The organism is Oscillospiraceae bacterium CM (assembly GCA_022870705.1).
Classification (GTDB): Bacteria; Bacillota; Clostridia; order Oscillospirales; family Oscillospiraceae; genus Sporobacter.
In genome coordinates this window covers 1,818,703-1,836,859 of the sequence record CP072107.1, presented here as the reverse complement: position 1 = coordinate 1,836,859, position 18,157 = coordinate 1,818,703, and the positions used below count along the sequence as shown (strand labels likewise).

Below are 18,157 nucleotides of genomic sequence, written 5' to 3'. Positions count from 1 at the left end.
ACGCATGCGGGTGTAGTTCAATGGTAGAATTCCAGCCTTCCAAGCTGGCCGCGTGGGTTCGATTCCCATCACCCGCTCCAATCAATTTAAAGTAGACGGCGTTTTTTAATACGCGCCAATAGCTCAGTAGGATAGAGCAACTGCCTTCTAAGCAGTAGGTCAGGGGTTCGAATCCCTTTTGGCGTGCCAGCAGGGCCAAAAAGGGAATGGTTTCATTCCCCAAATGGTGGGTGTAGCTCAGTTGGTTAGAGCATCGGATTGTGGTTCCGAGGGTCGAGGGTTCGAATCCCTTCATCCACCCTTATCTTTTCAGTCCTTTTCGCCCGAAAAGGACTGAAATAATGCAAAGCCCCGTCACCCGTCTCAAGCGCCAGTCCAGCCAGAGGTCCCGATCATGGGATGTAGCCAAGCGGTAAGGCACCAGACTTTGACTCTGGCATTCGCAGGTTCGAACCCTGCCATCCCAGTTATATGACCCGTTAGCTCAGTCGGCAGAGCACCTGCCTTTTAAGCAGGGTGTCCCGCGTTCGAGTCGCGGACGGGTCACCAAAAAAGTCCTGTAGTTACAAGAACTACAGGACTTTTTGTTTTTATATAGATTTGTTAGTAACGTTTAGCAACCATCGGCAGCAACTTGAATCCCGTAATGTCCAGTGGTTTTTTTGCATATTTAAAAAAATTTTTAAATAATTGACAAAAATTTTCGCTAAAGCACAATATATAGTGCCCAAATTCACAGTGCAAAATTGCATTGTGTTGCAAATCCTTTCATCCTGTGTATAATAAAGATAACAGGACCCCCCGCACCTCTCCACAGAAATGTGTGAAGTGTCCCCGGGGGGGCATTTATTTTTTATAGACGGAGAGGAAATTTTGTGGAGGTAAAGCAACCGACAACATACGAGCAGCAAATAATAAAATTAAGAGCTCGTGGGTGCCAGATTTCTGATGATGGGGAATGCCAAAAAATTCTTCAAAATGTCAACTACTATAGACTTACCGCATATTTTTTACCCTTCAAAAAAGCTGATGATACATATTTTGACGTCACTATTGAACGAATATATAACATTTACGAATTTGACCGGAAATTGCGACGAATCCTTTTAACTGCTATAGAGGAGATTGAAATAAAACTTAGGACAAGATTAGCGTACTATCACTCGCATGAATATGGCGCGTTGGGCTATAAAGACAGCAACAACTTCAACCAGAAACACAAACATGAACTTTTTGAAAATAAGATTAAGGCTGAAATTAGTAATAATAGAAATGTCCTATACGTTAAGCACCACCTCGAGAACTATGAGGGTCAATTCCCGATATGGGTTGCAGTTGAATTGTTTACATTTGGGATGTTATCATTTTTCTTTGCTGATTTAAAGGGTGTAGACCGTCGATCAGTTGCAGAAAATGATTTTGCCGTTAATGCAGATGTATTACAGAGCTGGCTGGCTTGCTGTACGGACATACGAAATATTTGCGCGCATTATGGGCGGTTATATTACCGGAGATTTTCAAAATTTCCAAAAACGCCAGAAAGATACCGCCAACTGAGCAATACAGTATTTGATTATATTTGCATAATAAAATACCTATTTCCAGATAAACAACGATGGAATAGTGAGACATTAACGGCACTTGAGGCTCTGATAAATGAGTACGATGGTGTTATTAAACTTAACCATATTGGATTTCCTACAAATTGGACAGACTTATTAAACAGTACTGAAAAACTAGATACTACAAATAACCTAGTTTCCACACAAATGACAACAAAAAAGCGGTAAAGGCTGATATGGAACGGAATTCACCGACATACACGAAATACTTAAAATAATTCGGCTGCAGTTTGACCATAGAAAAACAGGTGTAAAATTGAGGTAGTCTGATATAATAAAATACTGCCTTTTAAGCAGGGTGTCCCGTGTTCGAGTCGCGGACGGGTCACCAAAAAAGAGAGCTTGCAAGTGATTGCAAGCTCTCTTTTCTTTGGTGATTTATTACTTTCTGAAAATTTCTGTTATTCAAAAATTTTAAAGATGCTTCTTTTCCGGCGGCGGGTTTTATGATTGATCCGGCGGTTTATTTGGGCAAAATACATTTTCTCAAACGCGATTGTCCTTGTCTTCAACAATACAACGTCATCAAGCACAAGCTCGGCGCATTGCTTCCGGTCGCCGGTGATGTGGCACGCCACAAGCTGCATAAAGTCGCTGTTTGTTTCTATCACGGCAAAGGTTGAATTCTGGTATGTCGTTATAAACAGCCACTTTTTGTGGGCAAGCTGCCGCTGATTATAAGAGTAATTGGCAAATTGCAAAGCGACAAGGACGAAGGCTATGAGAACGATTGAAACCAAATTGAAGCCTTGAAGCATGAAAAAGACAATGGCAAGGAGAAAAACAAGGCACGCGCCTGTTATCCCGATGGCAATGAATAAAGCCTGAAGCCCAATATGCTTGAGAAATTGGCGCTTTTTCCAGATTCCCTGCTCATTGACTTCTGGCAGCAGGAATTTCCAAAGAATCAAGAACAGCGCGAGAGACACGACGGCAAAAATGGCGATACACAGAATCAGGAGCTTGACAGGCCAATCGATGATAAAAAAAGCTTTGTTTTGAAATAAGTAGCAGATAATCAAGCTGGCGACCAGCAGGATGACGGCGGCAAGCGACAAATATTCCGGGTGAAAGCCGGAGCGCATGCTTGTCCGGCACAGGTCATGGATATAAAAATAGTCCCAATAGGCTTTTTTGTTATAGTACTCGCTTAATGACAGGTAGTAGCCGACGGCTGTCACGAGAAAGGCTGTCAAGGCGACAACGCCGGAGAGGTTTGAAGAGAGCCAATTTATTGTTCCCGCGGTCACGTCATCACCTCAAATCTTATCTAAACACCGCTGAGATAAATGACGCCACCTTCGTCAATCATGTATGTAAAACCAAGGAGCGCGGCAAGGTCTGGCAGCGTGACGTAGGTCGTGCCGCCGGTGTTGATGGCGCTTGCAGGACTGATGACGTCACCGAGGGCGAGTGCTGGTATTGACGATGTGACAAGAGCGGTCTTGTTCGCGTCCACAACCGTGATCGTCGGGTCTCCAGTGTACGGGCTGCCCTTTAAAAGGACAATTTTTTGCGCCGCCGGGTCCCACGCTACATCAAACTGAAGGGACGTTTTGTTCAGCAATGCAGCAATGTCCCGCAATTTGAAATATGTATTCCCGTTAACCTCAATTGTTGACAGTTGCGTAATCAGACCGGCAACGGAAATTTGGGCTGTCACCGTGAGACCAACGGCCTTAACGACGCCCGATTTAACGGGCAGCGCGATTTCCTGCGCGTAGTATTCGTCAAACGTCAGGCCGCTTTTAAAAACGGCAGTCGCCAGCTTAACACCGACATAACGCAGATGCCAGGGCTCGAAGCTGTACCCGGTGACAGACTCTTTTCCGTCGGGATAGCGGATAATAAAGCCGTATTTATAGGCGTTTTTTACGTACCATTTATAGGTTGATGTGTTTGTAAGAGCGGTGCTGGAACGAATAACGTCGACGGCAAGGCCTGTCTGGTGTTCGCTGTAGCCGGGGCGTGCCGCCAGACGGTCCTGCACCGTTGGGTCATCCGGCGTATAAAAGCTGTCGTAGACGGCCGCTTGCTTGTCGTAGCTTCTGTAGGAAGATGTGGCAAAGATTTTATACCCAAGCTTTTTGGCGTCTGCGCACATTTTTTCAAAAGCGAGCCGGGCGGAGCGGGTGAGTTTTTGTGTCCCAACGCTGTATTTGGCGTTAATCGTCTCTAGGCCCTTTGGGACATACGTTTTCGGCAGCGCGTGGTATTTGTTGACGAGCACGTTCGTACTGCCGATATTTATAGCGCTGACCGTGTCGGTATAAAAATCGTGATCAAGACCGATATTGACATTTGTTATGACGGATACCCATGACGCGTCAGGATGGAGCACCTTATAATCAAGATAACGCTGTGTATCGTCATCCCAATAGTATTTTGAACTCGTCAACGCAGTCAGCTCGGCCGTATACTGGCGGAGCACCGGTGCTTCGGGTTCCTGAGCGGCCAAGGCCACCTCGCACGGGGCGCATAGCAGCAAACAGAGAAAAAACGCTGCGAAACGGCTTTTCTTCATTGGCATTCGCACCTGCCTTTCGGTAAGAAATATTATAGGATACATTTGGCTTCTTGTCCAGACGCATTGAGCCTTTTCCCGACAAAAATTGAGGAATTTGACAGTGCCAACGCGACCGAATAAATCAAACTTTTGTTTTGCCGCAGGATTTGCTATAATCATCATATGTATGCGCAGACAGCGATGCATAATAAAGCCAAACAAAAGAAACGGATGATTAGATAACATGATAACTGTCTCGAACCTCAGCCTGCAATACGGTGGAACCTCCTTGTTTTCCCGCGTTGACCTACAGTTTTCCGCCGGTAATTGCTATGGTGTGATCGGTGCCAACGGCTCCGGCAAATCCACGTTTTTAAAAATTCTCGCCGGAGAGCTTGAGCCCTCAAGCGGCAGCGTTGAAATCAAGCAGAAGGTGCGCATGTCCGTCCTCAAGCAGGATCAGAATATGTATGACGACTATACGGTCACCGAGACCGTCGTCATGGGCAATATGCGCCTGTATACGTGCGGCAAGGAAAAGGACGCGCTGTATTTAAAAGAAGACTTTACAGACGCCGACGGCATCCGTGCAGCCGAGCTTGAAGAAGAGTTTGCCGAGTTGGGCGGCTGGGAAGCCGAATCAAACGCCTCGCAGTTGTTGCAGGGGCTGGGGATCGCCACGGCGCAGCACGAGCAGATGATGCGGGACTTGGAGCCGCGCCAAAAGGTGAAGGTGCTGCTCGCGCAGGCGCTCTTCGGCACGCCCGATATCATTTTGCTCGATGAGCCAACGAACAATCTCGACGTGAACTCTGTCGTCTGGCTGGAGGATTTTCTGCTCGATTACGCGGGCACTGTCATCGTCGTCTCGCACGACCGGTATTTCCTCAATACGGTCTGTACCCATATTGTCGATATTGATTACGGCAAGATCAAAATGTACGTCGGCAACTATGACTTCTGGTATGACGCCAGCCAGCTTATGCAGAAGCTTATCAAGGATCAAAACCGCAAAAATGAAGATAAAATCAAGGACCTTGAGGAATTTATCCGCCGGTTTTCGGCGAACAAATCAAAGTCCCGCCAGGCGACATCGCGCCGCAAAATGCTCGATAAGCTAACGATGGACGAGATTCCGGCCTCCTCGCGACGCTATCCGTGGGTCGGGTTTAAAATGGAACGCGAACCGGGTAAGGACAGGCTCTTTGTCACAGATGTCTCGATGACAGTAGACGGCGTGAAACTCCTTGACAAGGTCAGCTTCATTATGGGCAAGGACGATAAAATTGCCCTCATCGGTGCCAACGAGATCGCCATCACAACGCTGTATAAAATTCTCGCCGGGGAACTCGAGCCGGACGAGGGGACGGTGAAGTGGGGCGTTTCAACGACACAGGCGTATTTCCCGAAGGACAATTCGGCGTACTTCAACGACTGCGATCTGGGCATTATGGACTGGATGCGCCAATTCTCCGAGGATAAGCGCGAGAGCTATCTACGCACCTTCCTCGGCAGGATGCTCTTTTCGGGGGATGACGTTTATAAAGCCGTTAAGGTGCTGTCGGGTGGCGAAAAAGTCCGGTGTATGCTGTCGAAGATGATGCTCTCAGGCGCAAACGTTCTGATATTCGACCAGCCGACGAACCACCTTGACTTGGAATCCATTGCGGCGCTCAACAATGGTATGGACGAGTTTAAGGGCAACATCATTTTCACAACCCACGACCATCAGCTCATCCAGACGGTGGCAAACCGGATCATCGAGTTTACGGACGATGGGAAGATTATCGACCGGAATATGACGTATGACGAGTATATTGATATGAAGCGCGTGCAAGAAAAAGGATAGGCAACAGAGGTCCTGCCACCGGTGGTAGAAGCTGTTTCGCGCTGCCGCGAGGTCCCATTTGCCCTTGATTCCGGGGGTCGTTACAAGCCCCCGGAATGAAATTAAGGGCTTGACAATTTGCCGCATTCGTTGTAAAATAACGTTCGCTGACATGGACAGTTAGCTCAGCTGGTAGAGCATCCGCTTGACGTGCGGAGGGTCACAGGTTCGAGTCCTGTACCGTCCACCAAATTAAAAATTGTCTTTGAACCAATAAAGGCTGACTCTTATGAGTCAGCCTTTATTGGTTTTATTGGGCGAAAACTGCTTAAGCCAAGGACTTTTCTGCGTTTAGTGATTCCGCAGGCAAAAACTGTGCTTAAAAAGCGTCTTTATACAATCTTTATACGTACCATGGTGTCCTTTACACCAACTTTAGGAGAAAATAATTATAATCAAAAGTGCGAAAACTTGATTAGAAAAAAGTGTGGGTGTTATGGAAGCTATCCTTATTATTGCAGCAATTATTGCGTTAGCCCTCCTCGGGTATCTGTTTTATGTTCTGTTCAGGGGTGAGAATCTATGAGTAATATTTTTGTATCGGATTTGTTCTACATCCTCGTGTTGATTGGCTTGTCTATTCCGCTTGGTTTGTATATTTACAAAGTCATGACAAGCCAGCGCATTTTCCTAACGCGCATTCTATCCCCTGTTGAAAAGGGCATTTACAAACTGATGGGCGTGCGCGGAGAGGGCGACATGACGCCGAAGACGTACGCGTTTTCTGTTATTTCTATAAGCCTTCTCAGCTTTGTCGTTGTCTTTTTGATTCAGCTCCTGCAAAATGTTTTACCCTTCAATCCAGAACATATAAAAAATGTGAGTTGGGATTTGGCATTGAACACCGCGGCCAGCTTTGTAAGCAATACAAACTGGCAGGCCTATTCCGGCGAAAGTACATTATCATATTTCACGCAGAGTCTTGGATTGACTGTTCAGAATTTCCTGTCGGCTGGTGTCGGCATTGCTGTCCTTTTTGCGCTGATCCGCGGCTTCATTCAGAAACAACAAGTGACCATCGGCAACTTCTGGAAGGATCTTGTTCGTGTCACGCTGTATGTCCTGATTCCGCTGTCTCTCGTGCTCGCCGTCATTCTCGTCTCACAGGGCGTTGTTCAGACACTAAGTTCATATACACACACGACAACGCTTGAGCGCGGAGCAGTTCAGACGATTCCGCTTGGCCCTGCGGCCAGCCAGATTGCCATTAAAGAGCTGGGTACAAACGGCGGCGGCTTCTTCGGCATGAATTCGGCATACCCACTCGAAAATCCCACAGCTCTTTCAAATCTGCTGCAGCTTCTCTCCATTCTTCTCATCCCCGCTGCGCTTTGTGTTTCCTTCGGTAAAGCAGTCAAGAATAGTAAGCAAGGCCGATCTATCTATGCCGCGATGCTTATATTGTTTGTCGTTTGCCTCGTTGGCATTACTGCCAGTGAGCTTTATGGCGCGCCCGTTTTCGGTGGCGTTGTATCATCCGGAAGTATGGAGGGCAAAGAGGTTATACACGGCGTCGCGACTTCGGCGCTCTGGGGGACGGCTACAACGGCGGCTTCAAACGGTTCCGTTAACGCAATGCTTGATAGTTTTACACCCCTGAGTGGTGTTGTGCTTATGTTCCTGATGCACATCGGCGAGGTTGTCTTCGGCGGCGTTGGGAGCGGCTTGTATGGCATGCTTGGTTTTATTATTCTCACCGTGTTTATTGCAGGTCTTATGGTCGGGAGAACACCGGAATATCTCGGTAAAAAAATAGAGCCGTTTGACATGAAAATGGTCTGCATTATTATTCTGACACCGGCTTTGTTCATCTTGTTTGGCACTCTGGCAGCCGTATTAATGCCGCAGGTCACAACGTGGCTGACAAATCCGGGCGCGCACGGTTTCTCAGAAATCCTTTATGCATTTACTTCCATGGGGGCAAATAACGGCAGCGCGTTTGGCGGATATGCGGCAAATACCGTTTTTACCAATGTCATCGGCAGCATCATAATGCTGATCACGCGTTTTGTGCCAATGACTGCGGTGATATTTTTAGCTGGCAATCTGTCCAATAAAAAAATCGTTGCCGCCGGGGAAGGGACACTATCAACAAGCAACGCATTGTTCGTCGGTCTCCTGATTGCTATTATCCTGATCGTCGGCGCGCTGACTTTTTTACCAGCGCTAGCCCTTGGACCGATCGCAGACTACTTTACAGCTGTAAGATGAGGTGTGAACAATGAAAACAAACCATACAAAGTCAAAAATCTATGCGGACGCTATTGTTCAATCCTTTAAAAAATTGACGCCGGCTGTTCAGATTAAAAATCCCGTCATGTTTGTCGTCTATATTGGAGCTTTTCTGACAACGGCACTGTGGCTTCTGACTTTTGTCGGAATTCGAGATGAAAGCACGGGATATACATTGGCCATTGCGTTAATCCTTTGGTTTACGGTGCTTTTTGCGAATTTTGCCGAGGCGATTGCCGAAGGCCGCGGACGCGCTCAGGCCGATACGCTTCGGAAATCACGTAAGGACGTCAAGGCGCGGAAATTAAAAACATCATGTAACCCGGATGATTATGAAGAGGTGATATCAAGCACCCTTAAAAAGGGCGATATCGTTTATGTGAAGGTGGGTGAACAGATTCCAATTGACGGTGAAGTCATTGACGGCGCAGCCTCCGTTGACGAGAGCGCCATCACTGGTGAATCTGCTCCAGTCATCCGCGAGTCAGGCGGCGACCGCAGTGCCGTGACCGGTGGTACAACGTTGGTTTCCGACTGGTTGATTATCAAAGGAACAGCTGACCCAGGCGAGAGCTTCCTTGACAAGATGATCGCCATGGTCGAAGGTGCTTCCAGAAAGAAAACGCCCAACGAAATCGCTCTGCAGATTTTGCTGGTAACACTGACAATTATATTTCTCGTCGTGACAGCGACACTTCTTCCGTTCTCCGATTTTGCCAGCAAACAAGCCGGTGCAGGTCATGCTGTTTCAATCACCAATGTTATTGCCCTTCTTGTTTGCTTGGCACCAACGACAATCGGTGCATTATTGTCCTCTATCGGTATTGCGGGTATGAGTCGGCTCAATCAGGCGAATGTCCTGGCGATGAGCGGGCGTGCCATTGAAGCGGCGGGTGATGTTGATGTCTTACTGTTGGATAAGACTGGCACCATTACACTCGGCAATAGGCAAGCAAGTGCGTTTTTCCCGGTAAAAGGCGTTTCAGAACAGGAGCTGGCAGACGCAGCACAACTGTCTTCACTGGCTGATGAAACAGCAGAAGGACGCAGCATCGTCATCCTCGCCAAGGAGCGCTTCAATATAAGGGGGCGCGACATGTCAAATCTCGGCGCATCCTTCATAGAATTCACCGCAAAGACAAGAATGAGTGGGATTGACTACAAGGGTAATGAAATCAGAAAAGGCGCCGCTGACGCTGTCAAGAATTATGTTCTTGATAAAGGCGAAGACTATCCCGACGAATGTGATCAAATCGTCAAGCAGATCGCCGGCAAAGGCGGTACACCGCTTGTTGTGGCAAAAAACGGGGCCGTTCTCGGTGTAATCTACTTAAAAGATATCGTTAAGAATGGCGTTAAGGAGCGCTTTGACGATCTTCGGAAGATGGGCATAAAGACGATTATGATCACTGGCGACAACCCCATGACAGCTGCCGCCATTGCTGCCGAGGCAGGTGTCGATGATTTTCTGGCTGAAGCCACGCCGGATGCCAAGCTCAATCTCATCCGCGATTATCAGGCACTGGGGCATCTCGTAGCCATGACCGGCGACGGTACAAACGACGCGCCAGCTCTAGCCCAAGCGGACGTGGCTGTTGCGATGAATACCGGGACGCAAGCCGCCAAAGAGGCAGGCAACATGGTCGACCTAGATTCCAGCCCGACAAAGCTCATCGATATCGTACGTATTGGCAAACAGCTTCTTATGACGCGTGGCGCGCTGACGACCTTTAGCGTTACAAATGATATCGCTAAATATTTTGCCATCATTCCCATTTTGTTTTTTGGGATATATCCTCAACTTGCCGTTCTTAATTTCATGGGCTTGACAAGCGCTACGAGTGCGATCTTGTCAGCAATTATCTACAATGCATTGATTATTATCGCGCTTATCCCATTGTCTCTAAAAGGCGTCAAATATCAGGAAACATCCGCTGGAAACCTGCTAAAACGTAATCTCGGTGTCTATGGTTTAGGTGGAATAATCGCGCCATTTATCGCAATCAAACTGATTGATATCATTTTAACTGTCTGTCATATCGTGTGAGGTGAAATAACGTGAGAAGAATCTTAAAATCATTGCGGCCCGTGCTTGTCTGTTTTTTCATCATGACAATGCTGTGTGGCGTCGTTTACCCAGGTGTTATCACCGTTGTTGCACAAGCGGTATTTCCTGCGCAGGCTAATGGGAGTATTATGACGGTGACGCTGAAAGACGGGTCAAAAAAGGAATATGGCTCGGCACTGATCGAGCAGGAGTTTTCGAAACCACAGTATTTAATTGGACGAGCGCTTGGTACAACGAATCTGAACCCTGCCAGCAGCGATGAAAAAAAGCTGGTTCAGGAGCGCATTGACTGGTGGCACGCCTTTGATCCCACCAATACCGCACCTATCCCGATGGATCTCGTCACTGGCTCTGCCAGCGGTGTAGACCCAAATATTTCCCCCGCAGCGGCTGAGTACCAAGTTGCCAGAATCGCGCGTGAGCGCGGGATGAGTGAGAAGTCGGTTCGAGAGATCATTAGTAAATATACAACCGGTAAATTTCTCGGTTTTTGGGGCGAAGACGCTGTTAATGTCCTGAAGGTCAATATGGCGCTTGACGGCTTGATTTAGCTGTTAAACAATGGCATACTGCATATACGAGAGGCTGGTGAAAGACATGTCTGAAGTCAATGATGGGCGGCCCGATCCGGACGCATTGCTGGAAAGTATTCATTTAAGCGAACCGAGAAAAGAAGGAAAATTGAAAATATTTTTTGGCTTCGCCGCCGGTGTTGGCAAAACATATGCCATGCTTGATGACGCCAGAGAACAACAAAAAAACGACGTGGATGTTCTTGTCGGCTATCTAGAGCCGCACACAAGGCCGGAGACAATGTCTTTGCTGGAGGGTCTGCCGGTGCTACAGCCCCAAACAATCCAGTATCGGAACATTCAGCTCAAAGAATTCGACCTTGATGCCGCGCTGAAACGCCAGCCGGAGCTGATACTTGTCGACGAGCTTGCGCATACAAACGCGGAAGGGGTTCGGAACAAAAAAAGGTATCAGGATATTGAAGAATTGCTGAAGGCTGGCATCAATGTCTATACGACAGTCAATGTTCAGCATATCGAGAGTTTAAACGACATTGTGCAGAATATTACGAAGGTACGAGTCCGCGAAACGATCCCCGACGCCATCTTCGATCGGGCCGATATGGTCAAGCTGATTGATATCGAACCGGATGAACTGCTTAGGCGTTTCGAAGCAGGCAAAATATACCGTCCCGAGCGAGCCCGCACGGCAATGGATAACTTTTTCACGAAGGGGAATCTGCGTCTTCTCCGTGAAATAGCCATGCGAAAAGCAACTGACCGCGTCAGCCACGACAATCAGAACGAATTACATATGGCAGAGAAAATGGCCAGCACAAGGCTGCTGGTTTGCATTGGGCCATCCCCTTCCTCCGCAAAATGTATCCGCTGGACGGCGAGGACTGCAGATTCATTCCACGCCCCCTGGGTAGCAGCCTATGTCGACTGTTTGGACAGTCAAAACATATCGGAAGAAGATAAGAAAAATATCCGGTTGAACATGGATCTAGCCGAGGAGCTCGGCGGTGAAATTGTCACCCTCAATGGCGACGATATTGCAACGATCATTGCCAGTTATGCTAAGCTATCAGGGATAACAAATATCGTTGTCGGCAAAAGCCGGAACAAAAAAACATTTTTGTCTTACTTTGAAACTGATCTTGAAGATAAACTAATAGCCCTTCTGCCAACTGTCGAGCTTCATATCATACCTGGTATCCCTGGGCAGAAAAGATATAAAAAGCCGCGGCGTAAAATACTGTCTCAAAACATCTCCTTATCTTGGTCGGATACGATAAAAGCCCTAGGCTATTTAGTGCTGGCGACACTTCTCTGTTTTGTCCTGAAAGCGCTTGAGATTGGTGACCAGAATATCATCATGGTATACATCCTGTCAGTCCTTACGATTTCACGGACGACTCAAGGGTATTTTTACGGTGTATTCTTTTCAATCCTGAGTGTTTTGGTCTTCAATTTCTTCTTTACCGTACCTTATTATACCTTTAACGCCATCCAACCGGGTTACCCAGTCACTTTTGCTGTCATGCTGCTTGTCGCTCTCGTCACGAGCGCCATGACTGTTCGGGTCAAAACAAACGCGCAGCAAGCTGTGGAAAGAGAGCGGCGCACTAAGGTCCTTTATGAAATCAACAAAAAGCTGCTTGTCACACGAGGAAATGATAATATAACTGCGCTGACTACCGATTATATTACAAAGCTTTTTTCACGCTCCGCCGTTTTCTATACACAAGACCCGGAAAATAACAAGCAGTTCTCGTTCAAACAAGCCGAAGCAGAGACCGATGCATCAGTACTTTTTTCGGCTGACGAACGTGCTGTTGCGCACTGGGTTTTTCTAAATCTCAAAAATGCCGGTGCTGGAACCGATACGCTGATGGGTGCAAGTGGATATTATGTGCCTGTGATCGCGCAGGGCAAGCCACTAGGCGTTATCGGCGTTTCTTGTTTGAACGGAAAACTGAGTCAGGACCGTCGGCTGTACCTACAAATGATTGTCTCACAGGTTGCTCTAGCCCTTGAACGGCAGATTCTCTCGGACGAGCAACGAAAAATCCTTATCGATTCCGAAAAAGAAAAAATGCGCAGCAATTTGCTACGTGCTATCTCACACGATCTGAGGACCCCATTGACTTGCATATTCGGATCAAGTCAGGCGATTCTAGAAAGTGGCGAGTCACTTGATCGGGAGACCCACGTTAAGCTATTGACAGATATTAAAGAAGAATCGCAGTGGCTGATTCGTATGGTAGAAAATATTTTGTCCGTTACACGGATCAATGAAGGTACTTCCAGTGTTATCAAAACACCGGAGGCCGCTGAAGAAATTGTCGCTGAAGCAATCAGCCGAATTCGAAAAAGATTTCCGGAACGTAAAATCGCGGTTAAGGTCCCAGATCAGCTCTTGATCGTCCCGATGGATGGAACACTCATTGAACAGGTACTTATAAACTTGCTCGAAAACGCGGTAAAGCACTCAGGTAATGAAACTAATATTGATGTTATTGTCAGTAAAAACGCTGAAGACGCTGTCTTTGAAGTGCTTGACAACGGCGAAGGGATTTCAGAGCAGGACTTACCTTACGTTTTCGATAGTTATGCACCTGATAGAAAGCGAAGCGCCGATTCATCTAGAAATATGGGAATCGGTTTGTCAATTTGCATGTCCATTATAAAGTCTCATAACGGAAGTATGGAGGCCACTAACCGAAAAAAAGGCGGCGCAGCGTTTAAATTCACCTTGCCACTTGTAGAGGAACAAAAAGATGGAGAATAAGACACTCGTGATGATTGTTGATGACGAGGGAAGCATCTGCAATTTCATGTCTGCCGTGCTAACATCAAATGATTTCAATGTTATAAAAGCGGCAACAGGCAAGGAAGCTATTTCGATGGCAGCCTCACATGTACCAGATCTGATTTTGCTTGATCTCGGTCTGCCCGATATGGACGGACTTGAAGTCCTGAAAACTATTCGGCAATGGACAGGGCTTCCGATTATTGTTGTTTCTGCACGGGGACATGAACGTGAGAAGGTTGAGGCGCTTGACCTTGGCGCAGACGACTATATCACGAAGCCATTCGGAACAGCGGAATTGTTGGCTCGGATCAGAACTGCCTTGCGACACTGTCTAAAGTCAACGGAATCCTCAGTCCTTGAAAAGGGTAAGTTCGCCGTCGGAGACCTTGAAATCGATTTTGAAAAGAGACTCGTCGCCTTATCAGGAAAAGAGCTACATCTTACACCGATTGAATATAAAATCCTCGTGTTACTTTCAAAACATGCCGGGAAAGTTTTGACACACGATTTTATCATCAAAGAAGTCTGGGGGCCTTATACGAGTGATACATTTTTGAGTGAAGTACAAGCCCTTCGTGTAAATATGGCCAATATCCGGAGGAAACTGGAGATTAACCCCGCTGAACCACGGTATATTGATACTGAAGTTGGCGTCGGGTATCGGATGGTTGAGGATTAAATTTTTGCGAATACCCTTGGAAGAACATAATTGAGCTTGCTTACTTCCCTGAAAATGATCTAAAAAAGCGGCGGGACGTTTTCTAACGTCCCGCCGCTAAACACTGTTGGATTTACATGGAGGTTGACACCGCTGGGCTGTCAAGATTGAGCTTTTGCTTATTTTTATTGATAAACTTCAGGAAGATAACCGGAAGCACAAGGCTGGATATGAGAGCGGTGACAACAAGCGCCGAGTAGAAAGTTTCGTCAATAATATGATTCTCCAAGGCGATTGCAGAGCCGATCAGCAAAAGGCTAAACTGCGCCGCCAGCAGTGAACCGGTATGCATGGCAAGCTTTTTGCCGAACACCTTTGTGAAAAGGAAGGCCGGAATAAACTTCGCTAGGAACATCAGACCAAAGAGGCAGGGAATCAGCACGATGACGTTCCACGAGCTGAAAACGGCCGGAATATTGAGATTTGACCCTGTGATGATAAAAAAGAGCGGGATAAAAAATCCAAAGCCGATCGTGTCGAGCTGCTTGTGAATGACTTCCTTTTCGCTTTTCTTTAAAACGATCGCCAGCGTGATACCAGCCAGATAGGCACCGAGCACGACATCATAATTGAGCATGTAGAAAATTGTTGCGAAGATGAACATGATGGCCAAGGCAAACCGCGATTCTAAGTTAAAAAAGCTGTTGACCTTTAAGGTGGTGTAGCGGTCACCGACTTTGTCTTTCACCGTTTTAAAGACTTTAACAGTGACGAAGATGCCGAGCACGATGAGGATATTATAGACAAGACCCATCAGCGACAAATGGCTGTATGAGGAAATCAAGAATAGGCAGATAACTTCGCTGATTGTCATATACAACACGATTGTCTGGCCATAAAAGGTATCCGAAATATTGTTTTCTTTCAGAACCGGGATGACAATACCGGGTGCCGTTGCCGCGATGATGACGCTGATAATATAGATATTCTTAATGATGCCGAAATGGTACAGTATGTAACCAAACGCGAAGGAAATGACAAGTGAGGAGACAAAGATGATGAGGACTAAGACAAGCGGGTTTGTTGTTTTTGGGCCGTTGGATTTACGGAAAATAATATCAGGATTGATTTCTAACCCTAATACAAGCATAAAGAACAGAACGCCGATTTCCGACAAATAACGGAGCTGCTCATGCTGTGAGGCGAATAAATCGAGAAAACTTTTGCCAAGGATGATACCTACAATAATTTCCAAAATGAGGGTTGGGATCTTAAAAAGTTTCATTTTGGCGGAGAGGACCGGTGTAAATAACGCGAAAATGCAGAGCAATAACATGGAGCCGTAGATGTTGTGAAAAATTAATAACACGAAAATTGCACCCTTCCGAATAACTTTTGATTATCGTATATTATAATATATTTTTTCGGATGTCAACTCAACAACCTTGCCATTTAGCGGTTTAATTGCTTATTTGACTGGCGCAAATCGGGAAAAATCTGACTGTGCCGGTCAAGACAGACGCACGCCAAAACACGATTGAAATAGGCGGACAGACGAAATATAATGGTGTTATCGAAATTGATTGGGAGCCGCTTATGAAAAATTTCAAATGTATGAAGGATCTGGACCTGTTTCAGGCGCTTAACGACACGGAAAAGCAGCAGATTATTAAGCTGGCAAAAGGCAGGCGCTACGCCAAAGGCGACCGCATTTTCGCTGAGGGAGACCCGGCGGATACAATTTTTCTAGTGCGCTACGGCAAGGTGCTTTTGTACAAATGCTCCGAAGAAGGCAAGGAAATCGCGCTCGATATTCTCGAGGAAAACGATATAATCGGGGAAAACACGATTTTTGACGATATGTTCCAGACGCTCAATGCCCGGGCGCTGGAGGAGACGTTTGTCTGTCGCTGCTATAAAAACGACTTTGTGAAGCTATTGAAGAACCCGGAAATCTCGATAAAACTCATCAAAGCGCTGACGGACAGGCTCAACAGCTACACGAACTCTATGTCGGACATGGCTTTTTGCGATGTGAAGAACAGAGTACTCAATACGCTCGTCCGGCTGAGTCGGAAATACGGCACCGTAACGCCAGAAGGCACCCAGCTGACGGTTCGCCTCAGCCATGAGGATATCGCGCATCTCGTCAACGCCTCGCGCGTTATGGTGACAAATTCAATCAACGCGCTGCGGCAGGAAGGCAGAATCATCAGCCATCAGCGCCGCTTTATTCTGCCAACCCATCATGAGGATAAAGTTGCCGCTGCCGGCAGAAAGAATTCTATTTTGTAAAACACTTGACGGAAATACGCGCATTAATACTGTAAACTGACAACATCTTAATTAAAGAGGTGCATATTATGGATGTTCGTCAGACAATCAAAGGCCAGATCGTCGGTGCGCTTAAAAACGCATCTTTCCCAATCGCGACACCGGAAGCTTTGCTGGCTGCCTTTCCTAACGGTGCGGATACAACATGCCAGGCCGGGGACCTGAAGGTGACAGCCGGAGAGGCCGGCAAACTGCTCAAGGCCGACGATTTTCCGTTTCAATCGGCTGAGGACGTCGGCGAGACGATTGTCAGCCGTGCTGGTTTGTAAGACGTATTAAATCGACACATCGCGAGAGCGGCGGGCAGGTGGAAACACCGCCCGCCGCCCCCGCTTGTTTTGGCATCTTATCCTGCTAAAAATCAAAATTGAAAATTTTGCTGGAATCTTGTATAATGACTCAAACACCGTGATTACTGACCGAAGGAGTTATGCAGATGGGGACTTTATTGGAAAATAAAAATATTTTAATCATGGGACTGCGCAACAAATGGAGCATTGCCTGGGGCATTACACAAGCCGCCGCCGCTGAGGGCGCCAATCTGATTTTTACCTGTTTAAGCGAGCGGGAAAAGGAAGAGACGGAAAAGCTGACAGCGGAGCTCGGCGCGTTCGGCGTGTATATCTGCGACATTTCGTCAGACGACAATATTAATGCGACTTTTGACGTCATTAAGGAAAAGTACGGCGTCCTCCATGGCGTTGTCCACGCGATTGCGCACGCCAATCCCGAGGATTTGACGAATGATTTCATCTACACCTCTAGAGAGGGCTTCGCCCACGCGCTCGATGTCAGCGCCTATTCTCTCGTCGCCGTTTCCCGTAAGGCAAAGGACCTGATGACAGAGGGCGGCGGTATCGTAACGCTCACTTATATGGGCTCGGAAAAAGTCTTTACAGGCTACAATGTTATGGGTGTTGCCAAAGCCGCCTTAGAAGCCAGCGTCCGCTATCTAGCGTCCGACCTCGGCCCGGCGAACATTCGCGTCAATGCGATTTCGGCAGGCCCTGTCAAGACAATGTCTGCCAAAGGCGTTAAGAACTTCAACACGATTCTGACGACGACCGATGAGAAGGCGCCGCTCAAGCGCCGTGTGACGATTGAAGACCTCGGAAACGCCGCCGTATTCTATTTAAGCAACCTCTCGTCCGGTATTACCGGCGAAGTGACCTATGTCGACTGCGGCTTTAACATCATGGGGCTGTAAAATTACAACGTTTGCTTAAAGAAACCCGCCTTATGGCGGGTTTCTTATTGCTACAATATTAAACGAGATAAAAGATACTCAATAATCACGAATATGAAAAAATTTAAGAACAATAACAGCACGTAATATAACGAACGTTAAAATATAATCACTGACGCTTATACACTGAATATTAATTCAATATATAACTATTGCTAAAAAATGTAAATATAATGATGCAAAAAAATGTGCTTGCTCAGAAAAAAATAAACCGGTGGCGGGTCATTGATCCCGTCACCGGTTTGGGTCTTGTAAAAAAAGCTCATAGACATG

The 18,157-nt window shown here is 46.9% G+C and carries 14 protein-coding genes and 6 tRNA genes; 17 read left to right on the top strand and 3 right to left on the bottom strand.

Annotated elements, in window-relative coordinates; all coding sequences use genetic code 11:
- Nucleotides 1-6: 6 nt before the first annotated feature.
- From IZU99_09140 to IZU99_09115, 6 genes are all read left to right on the top strand, one after another.
- Nucleotides 7-80, top strand: a tRNA-Gly gene (locus IZU99_09140).
- A 32-nt stretch (nucleotides 81-112) separates the two neighbouring features.
- Nucleotides 113-189: transfer RNA gene (locus IZU99_09135), tRNA-Arg, on the top strand.
- Nucleotides 190-226: 37 nt separating this feature from the next.
- Nucleotides 227-300, top strand: a tRNA-His gene (locus IZU99_09130).
- 95 nt (nucleotides 301-395) lie between these two features.
- Nucleotides 396-467 (top strand) — tRNA-Gln (locus IZU99_09125).
- Nucleotides 468-473: 6 nt separating this feature from the next.
- Nucleotides 474-549, top strand: a tRNA-Lys gene (locus tag IZU99_09120).
- A gap of 326 nt (nucleotides 550-875) precedes the next feature.
- The gene (locus IZU99_09115) at nucleotides 876-1,790 is read left to right on the top strand and encodes an Abi family protein (GenBank protein ID UOO37406.1); all 915 of its coding nucleotides are present in this window, start codon (nucleotides 876-878) and stop codon (nucleotides 1,788-1,790) included.
- A 233-nt stretch (nucleotides 1,791-2,023) separates the two neighbouring features.
- Here the strand turns inward: IZU99_09115 and IZU99_09110 are convergent, their stop codons facing one another.
- Both IZU99_09110 and IZU99_09105 read right to left on the bottom strand, forming a co-directional pair.
- Nucleotides 2,024-2,872, bottom strand: coding sequence for a hypothetical protein (locus IZU99_09110; protein UOO37405.1), 849 nt, complete (start codon nucleotides 2,870-2,872; stop codon nucleotides 2,024-2,026).
- A 20-nt stretch (nucleotides 2,873-2,892) separates the two neighbouring features.
- A complete protein-coding gene (locus IZU99_09105; GenBank protein ID UOO37404.1) occupies nucleotides 2,893-4,146 on the bottom strand; it encodes a D-alanyl-D-alanine carboxypeptidase family protein in 1,254 nt (417 codons plus the stop codon).
- A gap of 226 nt (nucleotides 4,147-4,372) precedes the next feature.
- On the opposite strand from IZU99_09105, the gene IZU99_09100 reads away from it, so the two are divergent.
- From IZU99_09100 to IZU99_09065, 8 genes are all read left to right on the top strand, one after another.
- Entirely contained in the window at nucleotides 4,373-5,977 is a 1,605-nt protein-coding gene (locus IZU99_09100) for an ATP-binding cassette domain-containing protein (GenBank protein UOO37403.1), read from the top strand.
- Between the two features lie 153 nt (nucleotides 5,978-6,130).
- Nucleotides 6,131-6,206: transfer RNA gene (locus tag IZU99_09095), tRNA-Val, on the top strand.
- Nucleotides 6,207-6,452: 246 nt separating this feature from the next.
- Nucleotides 6,453-6,542 (top strand): K(+)-transporting ATPase subunit F, encoded by a 90-nt coding sequence (gene kdpF, locus IZU99_09090; protein UOO37402.1) that lies wholly within the window; start codon nucleotides 6,453-6,455, stop codon nucleotides 6,540-6,542.
- On the top strand, nucleotides 6,539-8,227 hold the full coding sequence (gene kdpA / locus IZU99_09085; protein UOO37401.1) for a potassium-transporting ATPase subunit KdpA: 1,689 nt from the start codon (nucleotides 6,539-6,541) through the stop codon (nucleotides 8,225-8,227). Before kdpF ends, kdpA begins: the two co-directional genes overlap by 4 nt.
- 10 nt (nucleotides 8,228-8,237) lie before the next feature.
- The gene (gene kdpB, locus IZU99_09080) at nucleotides 8,238-10,295 is read left to right on the top strand and encodes a potassium-transporting ATPase subunit KdpB (GenBank protein ID UOO37400.1); all 2,058 of its coding nucleotides are present in this window, start codon (nucleotides 8,238-8,240) and stop codon (nucleotides 10,293-10,295) included.
- A gap of 11 nt (nucleotides 10,296-10,306) precedes the next feature.
- On the top strand, nucleotides 10,307-10,867 hold the full coding sequence (locus tag IZU99_09075) for a potassium-transporting ATPase subunit C (GenBank protein ID UOO37399.1): 561 nt from the start codon (nucleotides 10,307-10,309) through the stop codon (nucleotides 10,865-10,867).
- Between the two features lie 46 nt (nucleotides 10,868-10,913).
- On the top strand, nucleotides 10,914-13,622 hold the full coding sequence (locus IZU99_09070; protein UOO37398.1) for a sensor histidine kinase KdpD: 2,709 nt from the start codon (nucleotides 10,914-10,916) through the stop codon (nucleotides 13,620-13,622).
- Nucleotides 13,612-14,325, top strand: a complete 714-nt coding sequence (locus IZU99_09065; protein ID UOO37397.1) for a response regulator transcription factor — start codon at nucleotides 13,612-13,614, stop codon at nucleotides 14,323-14,325. The genes IZU99_09070 and IZU99_09065 overlap by 11 nt, the downstream gene beginning before the upstream one ends.
- 112 nt (nucleotides 14,326-14,437) lie before the next feature.
- Here the strand turns inward: IZU99_09065 and IZU99_09060 are convergent, their stop codons facing one another.
- Nucleotides 14,438-15,673: a cation:proton antiporter gene (locus IZU99_09060; GenBank protein UOO37396.1), complete on the bottom strand. Its 1,236-nt coding sequence runs from the start codon at nucleotides 15,671-15,673 to the stop codon at nucleotides 14,438-14,440.
- Nucleotides 15,674-15,900: 227 nt separating this feature from the next.
- Between IZU99_09060 and IZU99_09055 the strand changes: the two genes are divergently transcribed.
- The 3 genes from IZU99_09055 to IZU99_09045 all read left to right on the top strand — a co-directional run bounded on the left by IZU99_09055 (nucleotide 15,901) and on the right by IZU99_09045 (nucleotide 17,845).
- Nucleotides 15,901-16,599 (top strand): Crp/Fnr family transcriptional regulator, encoded by a 699-nt coding sequence (locus tag IZU99_09055; GenBank protein ID UOO37395.1) that lies wholly within the window; start codon nucleotides 15,901-15,903, stop codon nucleotides 16,597-16,599.
- A gap of 68 nt (nucleotides 16,600-16,667) precedes the next feature.
- Nucleotides 16,668-16,907, top strand: a complete 240-nt coding sequence (locus IZU99_09050; GenBank protein ID UOO37394.1) for an MTH865 family protein — start codon at nucleotides 16,668-16,670, stop codon at nucleotides 16,905-16,907.
- A 167-nt stretch (nucleotides 16,908-17,074) separates the two neighbouring features.
- Nucleotides 17,075-17,845: an enoyl-ACP reductase gene (locus IZU99_09045; protein UOO37393.1), complete on the top strand. Its 771-nt coding sequence runs from the start codon at nucleotides 17,075-17,077 to the stop codon at nucleotides 17,843-17,845.
- Nucleotides 17,846-18,157: the final 312 nt, after the last annotated feature.

Bases quoted from the DNA above. Each gene is read 5' to 3' on its own strand.
- IZU99_09105 (UOO37404.1), bottom strand. From the start codon at position 4,146: ATGAAGAAAAGCCGTTTCGCAGCGTTTTTTCTCTGTTTGCTGCTATGC.
- IZU99_09100 (UOO37403.1), top strand. From the start codon at position 4,373: ATGATAACTGTCTCGAACCTCAGCCTGCAATACGGTGGAACCTCCTTG.
- kdpF (UOO37402.1), top strand. From the start codon at position 6,453: ATGGAAGCTATCCTTATTATTGCAGCAATTATTGCGTTAGCCCTCCTC.
- kdpA (UOO37401.1), top strand. From the start codon at position 6,539: ATGAGTAATATTTTTGTATCGGATTTGTTCTACATCCTCGTGTTGATT.
- kdpB (UOO37400.1), top strand. From the start codon at position 8,238: ATGAAAACAAACCATACAAAGTCAAAAATCTATGCGGACGCTATTGTT.
- IZU99_09070 (UOO37398.1), top strand. From the start codon at position 10,914: ATGTCTGAAGTCAATGATGGGCGGCCCGATCCGGACGCATTGCTGGAA.
- IZU99_09065 (UOO37397.1), top strand. From the start codon at position 13,612: ATGGAGAATAAGACACTCGTGATGATTGTTGATGACGAGGGAAGCATC.
- IZU99_09055 (UOO37395.1), top strand. From the start codon at position 15,901: ATGAAAAATTTCAAATGTATGAAGGATCTGGACCTGTTTCAGGCGCTT.
- IZU99_09050 (UOO37394.1), top strand. From the start codon at position 16,668: ATGGATGTTCGTCAGACAATCAAAGGCCAGATCGTCGGTGCGCTTAAA.
- IZU99_09045 (UOO37393.1), top strand. From the start codon at position 17,075: ATGGGGACTTTATTGGAAAATAAAAATATTTTAATCATGGGACTGCGC.